Source organism: Mesorhizobium sp. M0185, assembly GCF_040322175.1.
Taxonomy (GTDB): domain Bacteria; phylum Pseudomonadota; class Alphaproteobacteria; order Rhizobiales; family Rhizobiaceae; genus Mesorhizobium.
In genome coordinates this window covers 39,174-50,324 of record NZ_JAMYSY010000045.1, presented here as the reverse complement: position 1 = coordinate 50,324, position 11,151 = coordinate 39,174, and the positions used below count along the sequence as shown (strand labels likewise).

Sequence of the window (11,151 nt, the reverse complement as noted above, 5' to 3'; positions counted from 1 at the left end):
ACGCCGGCCAAATCCCACGTGCTCCCCCACGCGGTCCGCGGCCGGCCGGTCGACCAGGGCCCGTCCATCGTGGTATACCCCCCCCGACTGAGACCTCGGCCCCCGCCAGTTGGCGCGGCCGGACAAAGCAAACCTCCGTACGCTCAAAGAGAGCGACCGGCCAGACAAGGAAGCGGACCGACCGATGTTGCGATTCCTGCTCACGCGCATAGCGTCGGCGATCCCGGTCCTCGCCATTCTGAGCCTGGTCACCTTCGCCATCATCCAGGCGCCGCCGGGCGACTATGCCGACTACATTCGCTCGCAGTTGATCAATCAGGGCGGGGCCTCATTCGCCGAAGCCGACGCGCAGGCCAAGGCCTATCGGATAGAACATGGTCTCGATAAGCCGCTGCCCGTCCAGTATCTCAACTGGATCGGCGGCATCATCACCCGCGGCGATTTCGGCTATAGCCTCTATTACAATAAGCCGGTGGCCGATGTGGTGGGCGAGCGGCTGCCGCGCACGCTGCTCCTGGCGCTGGTGTGCCATCTGTTGGCCTCGGTCCTCGGTATCACCTTCGGCATATGGGCGGCGACCAGGCAGTACAGCTGGATCGACAGTACGCTGTCAGCGATTTCCTTCCTCGGCATGACGGTGCCGCGCTTCCTGATGGCGCTGATCATCGTCTATCTGCTGGTCTTCCAGTTCAACGTCTCCGAGATCGGCAGCTTCTTTTCGCCGCAATTTGGCGGGGCGCCGTGGTCTTGGGCGAAGTTCGTCGATCTCGTCCGGCATGTCTGGCCGGTTGTCGCCATCGCCACCTTCGGCGGGCTCGCCTACAACATGCGGGTGATGCGCGGCAATCTGCTCGACACGCTGAACGCGCAATATGTCGAGACCGCTCGCGCCAAGGGCCTCAGCGGCGGTGCGGTCGTGATGCGCCATGCGGTGCCCAATGCGCTGCATCCGCTGGTCATGTATCAGGGCGTGGTGCTGCCCTATATGCTGACCGGCGAGATCGAGACCGCGATCATCTTTGCCCTGCCGACCGTCGGCCCGGCGATCGTTGGCTCGATGGCGGTCGGCGACGTCTATGTCACGGCGACATTCATGATGGTGCTGTCGGCGACGCTGATCGTCGGCAACATCATCGCCGACATGCTGCTCGTCATGCTCGATCCGCGTGTGCGCCAATATGCAGGGTCCTGAGATGCTTGCTTTCGAGCCCTCGCTGCCGCCACTTGCCGAGGAACCGGCCAAGATCAAGCCGCGCGGCAATGAGAGTTACATCGCACTCGTCTGGCGCCGCCTGAAACGGTCCTGGACCGGCATGGCCGGGCTCATCCTGGTCGCGTTTCTGGTGCTGCTGGCGGTGTTTGCCGACTTCTTCGCACCGATGGATCCCAAGGTGACCGATGTCGGCTTCGCCCCGCCGCAGATGATGAGCTTCCATGACATGGACGGCAACTTCGTCTTCCAGCCACGCGTCTATGCCCTGGCGGATTCGGAAGACCTCGACCCGGTTACCTTCCAACCCGTCGTCGGGCCGGACTACGACCATCCGCGGCTGCTCGGCTTCTTCGTCAAGGGAGCGGAGTACAGACTGCTCGGCCTGCTTCCCGCGAACCGGCACTTCTTCGGCTCGACCGACGGCCAGCCGGTGCACTTCCTTGGCACCGACAAATTCGGTCGCGATGTGCTGGCTCGTGCGATCTATGGTTCGCGCATCTCGTTGATGATCGCATTGACCGTGGTCTTCATCGTCACCGTGATCGGCACGACGGTCGGCATGGTGTCGGGCTATTTCGGCGGCACATTCGACGTCTGGGTCCAGCGCTTCGTCGAACTGGTGCTCGCGTTTCCGCAATTGCCGCTTTATCTGGCGCTGACCTCGCTGGTTCCGGTGACGGCGCCGACGAATGTCTTCCTGGCCTTCGTGATCGTCGTCATGTCGGCGCTCGGCTGGGCGCAGATGTCGCGCGAGGTGCGCGGCAAGACCCTGGCACTGGCGCGGATCGATTACGTTCGTGCGGCGATGGCGGTCGGCGCCACAGATGGCCGCATCATCATGCAACACATTTTTCCAAACGTGATGAGCCACGTGATCGTTGCGGTCACGTTGGCAATCCCCAGCGTGGTCCTGCTCGAATCCTTCCTCGGTTTTCTCGGCTTCGCGGTGAAGCCGCCGCTGATCTCCTGGGGCCTGATGCTGCAAGACACCGCGACCTATTCGGTCATCGGCACTTATCCCTGGATCCTTTCGCCGGTCGGCTTCGTGCTTGTCACCGTCTTCGCGTTCAACGCGCTTGGGGATGGACTGCGCGATGCGGTCGATCCTTATTGAGCATGACATGATGCAACACGCGCTCGTCAAATCCTTCGCACCGCCTGTCCGGCTCGACCATGACGGCCGTTCGGAAAACCCGGTCATTGATGCCCGCAACATCGCCGTCGATTTCAAGGTCGAACACGGCATGATCGAAGCCGTCAAGGACATCTCCTTCCAGCTCTATCGCGGCGAGACGATCGCCATTGTCGGCGAGTCGGGATCGGGCAAGTCGGTGACGGCGCGCACCGTCATGGGACTGTTGTCGAAGCGCGCAGTCGTGTCGCCGAAATCGACTGTCGAATACAACGGGGCCAACATCCTGAAATTTTCCGAGCGTGCGCGGCGCAAACTGCGCGGCGACCGCATCTCGATGATCTTTCAGGAGCCGATGAGTTCGCTTAACCCGATCTACACGATCGGCAGCCAGATCGTCGAGGCGATACGGGTGCATCGCAAGATGAGCCGCAGGCAGGCCGAAGCAAGAGCGCTCGAGCTGCTGCAGCAGGTACAGATTCCTGAGCCCCAGGCGCGGCTGAAACAATACCCGCACCAGCTTTCCGGCGGCCAACGCCAGCGTGTGATGATCGCCATGGCGCTGGCCAACGATCCCGATGTGCTGATCGCCGATGAGCCGACGACGGCGCTCGACGTCACGGTTCAGGCGCAGATCCTCAATCTCATCCGAAACCTGCAGAAGAAACTGCGCATGGCGGTGATCCTGATCACGCATGACCTGACCGTGGTGCGGCAGTTCTCCGACTATGTCTACGTCATGCAGCATGGGGAGATGCGCGAGCACAATGTGACGGAGAAGCTGTTCACCAATCCACAGCATCCCTACACCTGTCACCTGCTTGCCTCCGAGCCGCGCGGCCAGGCAAATCCGTTGCCGGAAGGCGCCGACGTTATTCTTGAAGCTAGGAATGTGCGCGTCTCCTTCATGCTGCGGCATGGCACGTTCATGAGGCCGGACCTGCGCGAACTCGTTGCCGTCGACAGCCTCAGCCTGACCCTTCGACGGCACGAGACGCTGGGTCTCGTTGGCGAATCCGGATCGGGCAAGACCACCTTCGGCGAGGCGTTGCTCAGGCTCAACACCACGGACAGCGGTGAGATCTATTTCGATAGCCAGCCGATCCATGGCTGTTCGCGGGCGCAGATGCGGCCGTTGCGGTCGCGCATGCAGGTCGTCTTCCAGGATCCGTTCTCGTCGCTCAACCCGCGCATGACGATCGGCCAGATCATCGAGGAAGGGCTGGTCGTCAACCGCATGGGCGCCACCAGGAACGATCGGATCGAGCGGGTGCGCGAGGCGCTGATCAGCGCCGGCATGCCCGGCGATATCCTGTCGCGCTTCCCGCACGAGTTTTCCGGCGGCCAGCGCCAGCGTATTGCGATTGCCCGCGCCGTCGCGCTCGAACCGGAATTCATCGTACTCGACGAGCCGACATCGGCGCTGGATCTCTCGGTCCAGGCGCAGATCATCGAATTGTTGCGCAAGCTGCAGCGCGAACGGGGCCTGAGCTACATCTTCATCTCGCACGACCTCAAGGTCGTGCGAGCGCTGTGCCACCGCGTCATCGTCATGCAGCACGGCAAGATCGTCGAAGAGGGGCCGGTCGACGAAGTCCTGTCCCATCCCAAGACCGCTTACACCGAACGGCTGGTCAAAGCCGCTTTCGAGGTAGCCTAATTGCTTATGCCGGAGGTTGTTGTGGCAAGAAATCCCAAGGTCGCTTTCATCGGAGCTGGCTCGACGGTGTTCATGAGGAACATCGTCGGCGACATATTGCAGCGTCCGGCTTTATCCGGCTCGACGATCGCGCTGATGGACATCAATCCGCAACGGCTCGAGGAAAGCGCAATCGTCGTCGGCAAGCTGATCTCGACGCTTGGCGTAAAGGCCAAAGCCGAAACCTATTCGGACCAGCGCAAGGCGCTGGCGGGCGCCGATTTCGTCGTCGTCGCCTTCCAGATCGGCGGCTACGAGCCCTGCACCGTAACTGATTTCGAAGTTCCGAAGAAATACGGGCTGCGCCAGACCATCGCCGATACGCTCGGTGTCGGCGGCATCATGCGAGGCTTGAGAACCGTGCCGCATCTCTGGAAGATCTGCGAGGACATGCTCGCGGTCTGCCCGCAGGCGATCATGCTGCAATATGTCAACCCGATGGCGATCAACACCTGGGCGATCGCGGAGAAATACCCTGACATCAAGCAGGTCGGCCTCTGCCATTCGGTGCAAGGCACGGCGATGGAACTGGCGCATGATCTCGACATTCCCTACGAGGAGATTCGCTACCGCTCGGCCGGCATCAATCACATGGCCTTCTACCTGAAGTTCGAGCATCGCCAGCCGGACGGCTCCTACCGCAATCTCTATCCGGATCTGCTGCGCGCCTACAGCGAAGGGCGGGCGCCGAAGCCTGGATGGAATCCGCGCTGCCCGAACAAGGTGCGCTACGAGATGCTGAAGCGCCTCGGTTACTTCGTCACCGAGAGCTCCGAACATTTCGCGGAATACACGCCCTATTTCATCAAGGACGGGCGCGAGGATCTGATCGAGAAATTCAGTATCCCGCTCGACGAATACCCGAAGCGCTGCATCGAGCAGATCGAACGCTGGAAGGGGCAAGCGGAAGCCTATCGCTCGGCTGACAAGATCGAAGTGGAGCAGTCGAAGGAATATGCGTCCTCGATCATGAACTCGGTCTGGACCGGTGAGCCGTCGGTGATCTACGGCAACGTCCGCAACAATGGCTGCATCACGTCATTGCCGTATAATTGCGCAGCCGAGGTGCCATGCCTCGTCGACGCCTCCGGCATTCAACCCACGTTCATTGGCGACCTGCCGGTGCAGCTCACCGCGCTGATCCGCACCAATATCAACGTCCAGGAGCTGACGGTCCAGGCGCTGATGACCGAGAACCGCGAGCACATCTACCACGCGGCGATGATGGACCCGCACACGGCGGCCGAGCTCGACCTCGACCAGATATGGTCGCTGGTCGATGATTTGCTGGTTGCGCATGGCGATTGGCTGCCGGCCTGGGCGCGTGGAGCGCGCAGCGTTCGGGCGGCCTGAGGCGCAGGGCTGTCTGTTTCACTCACCTATGCCGACCATAGGGCCGGCTTTGAAAGCGGAGCGGCGTTGCCGGCAGATGTTTCGAAATCAAAGAGTTTCTGCGTTACGAGAGCAGCCGCTCCCCTTGCCCAGGAATTGTCCTCCCAGTCCAGCAGCATTGGTGGTGCCGCGCGAAAGGTATTTTTCCCAAGCGTCAGCCGCATTGGGCCAAACAGCGCATCGCCAAACGACACGGCTTCACCGCCGACGACAATGACCTCCGGGTCGGTGATGTTGACAAGATTGGCGAGATGCCGGCCGATGCCATGTCCGGCTTCTTCGAGAATGGCGACGGCTCGCGGTTCGCGGTCTGCCAAGGCTGCCATAAGGCTGACTTTGCTATCCGTTTCGTCGTGCCCGGTGGCTTCGCGCCAGGTGCGCAGGATCGCCGGCTCGGCGTAATAGGCCATCAAGCAGCCGCGTTTTCCGCACTCGCAAAGGCGGCCGTTCTCTTCATAAGAGCTGTGGCCGAACTTGCCGGCGGCACCGTTCGCGCCGCGATAGAGTTTGCCATCGAAGACGAGCGCGCAGCCGATTCCGACGCCGATCGCCAGCACAGCCATATTGCGGTGCTGGCGTCCGAGGCCGAAGAGTTGCTGGGCAATGGCATAGGCATTGGTGTCGTCCTCAAGCCACACGGGGACGTCTACCAGTTCGGCCAGCATCGGGCCAAGGGGAACGTTGTCCCAGTTGTAGCGATTGCTGCGGATACACACAGCCTTCTGGTTGTCTATGACGCCAGGCATTGAAACGCCGATCCCGGCAAGCTTGGCAGCGGGCCGATCGACAATGGAAATCAGCTCCGGTACCGCCTTGGCCAAGGTCGCTATGATATGGTCGGGATCGCTGTCCGAGAGCTTGACGCGCAGAGACCCCAGCGGATTGGTCGCAAGATCGGTGACCACGCATTCGACCGATCCGACCATCAGCTTGAAACCTATGGCAAGGCCGTTGGCATAGTTGATATCCACCGGGATAGGGCGGCGCCCAGCCGATCCCACGACTGTCTTGCCTTCGATCAGCAGGCCATCCTCGATGAGGTCGGCCACGACGAAGGTGACCGCTGCCGGACTAAGGCCGGTAACTGACGCTATGTCGGCCCGGCTGCGCGCTCCTTGCTGCCGCAAGAGATTGAGGATCAGTCTGCGGTTCATCGCCCGAGTCGTGCTCGGGTCACCCTTGAGCTTCACGGATCTGCTTTCTTAATTTTGTAAATTAATTATTGCCTCTCGAGAAAACATATGCGTAAGTTTGCCCGACTGTTCAACACCCGAACCGGGGGTCAGCGAAATTAATCCGGTTAGCAATGTCACCGCGCTCTGAAGCAGCGGGCAAGCATGTTCCCTTGCCCGGGAGGTGAGCCGTGCCGTTGAGAAGAACAACCGCGCCGGCCGGTGTGCCAGTAGAGAATTGACAACACGGGAGGAGTAACAATGACGTTCAAGTGGATTGAAAAGCCGTCGACGCGGCGCAATTTCCTGAAGGGAGCCGGGGGCATTTCTGCTGGAGCTCTCGCGGGCTTCCCGATGCCGGCACTCAGCCAGTCGAGCGAAGTCACCATCATTTCAGACGAAAACAATGCCGATGCCCTGCGGATCTTGCGGCGCATCGCGGCCGATTTCGAGAAGCAGTCCGGCACCAAGGTTGTGATCAACAATATGGATCACGAGGCCCACAAGACCGCGATCCGCAACTACCTTGTCGCCGGCGCGCCGGATGTCTGCTTCTGGTTCTCCGGAAACCGCATGCGCGCCTTCGTCACCCGCGGCCTGTTCGACGACATCTCGGATCTGTTCGAGAAGGAAAAGTACAAGGACGTGCTGGGTGCCACGACCGGTGCCGTCACTGTCGACGGCAAGCAGTATGGCCTGCCGACTGGCGGCACGATGTGGGGCATGTTCTATCGCAAGGACGTCTTTGCCGAGCACGGACTGACGGTGCCGGCGACCTGGGACGAATTCCTTGCTTACGGCCAGAAGTCCAAGGCTGCCGGCCTTATTCCCGTCAGCATCGGCACCAAGGAACTCTGGCCGGCGGCCGGATGGTTCGACCAGATGAACCTGCGGATCAACGGTCTCGACAAGCATTTTGCCTTGATGAACGGCAAGATGGCTTACACCGACCCGGCGCTGACGCCTGTTTTCGACCACTGGGAAGAGCTGATCAAGCAGGGTTTCTTCACCCCGGATCAGACGTCGTTCGGCTGGCAGGAGGCCGGCGCCTTCCTCGCCCAGAAGAAGGCCGGCATGATGAACCTCGGTGCCTTCGTGAAAGCTACTTTCCCTGAGCAGGATCTCGAGCAGCTGACATTCGCCCCTTTCCCGAAGATTGACGGCGCCCTCGACCGCTACGAAGAATTCTCGGTCAATTCGGTCCACATCCCGGCCAACGCCAAGAACAAGGCGGGTGCCCGCGAGTTCCTCGCCTTCTTCTACCAGCCGGAAAATTTCGGCCCCTATCTGGAACCCGGCGGCAACGTTCCGCCGCGCAACGACCTTCCGGCCAGCAAGGACCCGCTGGTCAACGCGGCTGTGGAAAGCCTGAAGACGGTGGCCGGCACGTCGCAATATTACGACCGCGATACTGATCCCGACATGGCCCAGGCCGGCCTGGTCGGCTTCCAGGAATTCATGGCCAAGCCGGATCGCCGGGACGCCATTCTTCAGCGTCTCGAGGGAACCCGTCGCCGGATCTTCAAGATCTAGCGCCTCCCAGCGGAGGGGAGCGGGGTTCGTGCTCTGCTCCCCGATGCATTCCGTGAATGAGGTCTCCCAAAATGACGAAGCTTTGGCGCCGCCATCGCTGGTGGCTGACACCGACACTTCTGATTCTGCCAGCCGCTGTGCTGTTTTCCGTCGTCATTCTGGCCTCTGCGGTCGAGAGCCTATGGATCAGCCTGCACGAATGGGACGGCTTCAGCCCGATGGTCTGGATCGGCCTTGGCAACTACCGCGAATTGTTCGCCGATCCACAGTTCTATGTTTCGCTGAAGAACAATCTGATCTGGTTGGTAATGTTCATGCTGGCGCCGCCGGTCGGCCTCGCCATTGCGCTGCTCGTCAACCAGAAAATCCGCGGCATGCGCCTGCTCAAATCGCTGTTCTTCATTCCGCTGGTGCTGGCTTCGGTTGCCGTCGGCGTGGTCTTCACCTGGGTCTATACGCCGGAATTCGGACTTCTCGCCCTGATCTTCCGCACCTTCGGCGCGACCGCCCCGGCAGTGCTGTCGGATGAAAATTTCGTCACCTTCGCCGTCGTGATCGCAGCGTTGTGGCCGCAGATCGCCTTCTGCATGGTGCTCTATCTCGCCGGCCTCAACAATCTCAGCGAGGACCTGATCGGCGCCGGGCGGGTCGACGGCGCCAGGGGCTGGAACATGCTGCGCCACATCGTGTTGCCGCAGCTGACGCAGGTCACCTTTATCGCCATCGCCGTCACTGTCGTCGGCGCACTGCGTTCCTTCGACATGGTCTCGGTGATGACCAGCGGCGGCCCCTTCGGTTCGTCCGAGGTGCTTGCCTATCAGATGTTCGAGCAGTCCATATTTTCCTACCGCTTCGGCTATGGCGCGGCCATTGCCTCGGTGCTGTTCGTGATCATGGCGGTCTTCATCGCCTGGTACCTGACGCGGATGATCCGCGCCGATGAAAGAGGCGGCTGATGTTTCCCCGCCCGATTCCCGAGACTGCTATTTGGCAGCGTGGCCTCTATGTCGTGCTGGTGGTCGGCATCCTGATTGTCTGGCTGGCGCCGCTCTTTGCCATCATCCTTACCTCGTTCCGCTCTACGCAGGATGTCATGGGCGGCAATCTGTGGGGCTGGCCGACCCAATTCGGCCTGGTCGACAACTACACGGCGGTCTTCACCCAGACGCCGATGGCCCGCTACTTCCTCAACAGCCTGACGATCACCATCCCCTCGGTGATGGGCGTTCTCATCTTGAGCACGGTCGCGGGGTTCGTGCTCGCCCGTTACCGTTTTCGCGGCAACATGCTCGTCTTCGCCCTGTTCGTCGGCGGAAACTTCCTGCCGCACCAGATCATGATGATCCCGGTGCGCGATCTCATGGTGCGGCTCAACCTCTACGACACGATGGCCGCCCTGATCATCTTCCACATCGCCTTCCAGACCGGGTTTGCGACACTGTTCATGCGCAACTTCATCGCCGCGTTGCCGGGAGAACTGTTTCAGGCCGCCAGAGCCGAGGGCGCGACACCGTTTCAGACATTGGTACATGTCGTGGTGCCGCTGGTGCGGCCGGCTCTTGCGGCGCTGGCGATCCTGCTCTTCACCTTCATCTGGAACGATTATTTCTGGGCGGTCGTGCTCACCATCAGCGATACCGTCAAACCGGTAACCGCTGGCCTGGCCAACCTGCGCGGCGAATGGGTTTCGGCCTGGAACCTGATCTCGGCCGGCACCATCGTCGTGGCTTTGCCGCCGGTTGCCATGTTCTTCCTAATGCAGAAGCACTTCATCACCGGCCTCACCATGGGAGCGGTCAAGGGATGAGCGACCATGGCTTCAAGGCGTCGCCCACCCGATCCGAAACTGATTTCGCAAGCAGGGCTCCATGACCAGTCTTGAACTCCGGCAGATACAAAAGAATTATGGCAGCTACCACGCGCTGCGCGGCATCGATCTCAGCGTCGAACAGGGCGAGTTCATTGTCACCGTCGGGCCGTCCGGCTGTGGCAAGTCAACGCTGTTGAAGATCATCGCCGGGCTTGAAACCGTCTCGACCGGTAAGATTCTGATCAACGGCCGTGATGTCACCACCACCGAGCCGGGTGAGCGCGGCATTGCCATGGTCTTCCAGTCCTATGCGCTTTACCCGCATATGACCGTCGCCGAGAACATGGGTTTCGGCCTGCGCATGGCGCATCGCCCCAAGGCCGAGATCGATGCCGCCGTGCTGCGAGCCGCCAAGATCCTTCGCATTACCGACCAGCTCGACAAGCGGCCGAAACAGCTTTCCGGCGGCCAGCGTCAGCGTGTGGCGATCGGCCGTGCGATAACCCGCTCGCCCGACGTGTTCCTGTTCGACGAACCATTGTCCAACCTCGACGCAGCGCTGCGCACGCAGATGCGCGTCGAGCTTTCCGATCTGCACGCCAGGCTCGGCGCCACCATGGTCTATGTCACGCACGACCAGACCGAGGCGATGACAATGGCGAGCCGTATCGTCGTGCTCAATCGCGGCTCGGTCGAGCAGGTGGGCGCTCCGCTCGAACTCTATCGCAATCCGGCCAACCTTTTCGTCGCGGGCTTCCTCGGCGCACCCCGGATGAATTTTTTCGAAGTGACCGTCGCCGCTGTCTCCGGCGGCGCCGCCACGCTGTCGACCGCCGGTCTTTCTCCTTTGACTGTCGAACTGACGGAAGCGGCATCCGTACAGGTCGGCGATAGGGTGACGATGGGGATTCGGCCGGAGAGCATCAGCTTGGCCGCGGAAGGGACAGCGAGTTTTGCCGCACGGGTGCGGCTGGTCGAGCATCTCGGCCGCGAGACCATCCTCTATGCCGACGCCGGCCCGCTGCAATGCGTCAGTTCTGAAAGCGGCAGCGGCAACGTCACCGTCCAGATCGGCCATGCGAGTGCCGTCGCTGCCGATGCGACCGTCGGCTTCAAGGTCGAGCCGCGTGACGTCTATCTCTTTTCCTCTGTCGATGAGCGGACAATCAGTGCCCGCAAATCCACCATCACCGACTGATC

General features: G+C 61.3%; 9 protein-coding genes. 8 read left to right on the top strand and 1 reads right to left on the bottom strand.

All coding sequences use genetic code 11. The features are described from left to right. Positions 1 to 184: 184 nt before the first annotated feature. Genes NKJ20_RS26825 through NKJ20_RS26810 form a run of 4 tightly spaced genes read left to right on the top strand, consistent with a single transcriptional unit; the run spans position 185 to position 5,397 of the window. Entirely contained in the window at positions 185 to 1,192 is a 1,008-nt protein-coding gene (locus NKJ20_RS26825) for an ABC transporter permease (RefSeq protein ID WP_031211897.1), read from the top strand. A 1-nt stretch (position 1,193) separates the two neighbouring features. Then, on the top strand, positions 1,194 to 2,327 hold the full coding sequence (locus NKJ20_RS26820; RefSeq protein ID WP_352748226.1) for an ABC transporter permease: 1,134 nt from the start codon (positions 1,194 to 1,196) through the stop codon (positions 2,325 to 2,327). Between the two features lie 10 nt (positions 2,328 to 2,337). Further along, positions 2,338 to 4,005: an ABC transporter ATP-binding protein gene (locus NKJ20_RS26815; RefSeq protein WP_352748228.1), complete on the top strand. Its 1,668-nt coding sequence runs from the start codon at positions 2,338 to 2,340 to the stop codon at positions 4,003 to 4,005. A gap of 21 nt (positions 4,006 to 4,026) precedes the next feature. Continuing rightward, a complete protein-coding gene (locus NKJ20_RS26810; RefSeq protein ID WP_352748223.1) occupies positions 4,027 to 5,397 on the top strand; it encodes an alpha-glucosidase/alpha-galactosidase in 1,371 nt (456 codons plus the stop codon). Between the two features lie 26 nt (positions 5,398 to 5,423). Here NKJ20_RS26810 and NKJ20_RS26805 read toward each other — a convergent pair whose 3' ends face one another. Then, positions 5,424 to 6,626, bottom strand: a complete 1,203-nt coding sequence (locus NKJ20_RS26805; RefSeq protein WP_352748221.1) for an ROK family transcriptional regulator — start codon at positions 6,624 to 6,626, stop codon at positions 5,424 to 5,426. A 243-nt stretch (positions 6,627 to 6,869) separates the two neighbouring features. On the opposite strand from NKJ20_RS26805, the gene NKJ20_RS26800 reads away from it, so the two are divergent. The 4 genes from NKJ20_RS26800 (at position 6,870) to NKJ20_RS26785 (ending at position 11,149) form a co-directional block, all read left to right on the top strand. Beyond that, positions 6,870 to 8,141 carry an ABC transporter substrate-binding protein gene (locus tag NKJ20_RS26800; RefSeq protein WP_352748218.1) on the top strand — a complete coding sequence of 424 codons (1,272 nt, stop codon included), beginning with the start codon at positions 6,870 to 6,872 and terminating at the stop codon, positions 8,139 to 8,141. 71 nt (positions 8,142 to 8,212) lie between these two features. Continuing rightward, on the top strand, positions 8,213 to 9,097 hold the full coding sequence (locus NKJ20_RS26795) for a carbohydrate ABC transporter permease (RefSeq protein ID WP_352748217.1): 885 nt from the start codon (positions 8,213 to 8,215) through the stop codon (positions 9,095 to 9,097). Next, on the top strand, positions 9,097 to 9,948 hold the full coding sequence (locus NKJ20_RS26790) for a carbohydrate ABC transporter permease (protein ID WP_352748216.1): 852 nt from the start codon (positions 9,097 to 9,099) through the stop codon (positions 9,946 to 9,948). The genes NKJ20_RS26795 and NKJ20_RS26790 overlap by 1 nt, the downstream gene beginning before the upstream one ends. Before the next feature lie 61 nt (positions 9,949 to 10,009). Then, positions 10,010 to 11,149, top strand: coding sequence for an ABC transporter ATP-binding protein (locus NKJ20_RS26785; RefSeq protein WP_352743577.1), 1,140 nt, complete (start codon positions 10,010 to 10,012; stop codon positions 11,147 to 11,149). Positions 11,150 to 11,151 lie beyond the last annotated feature (2 nt).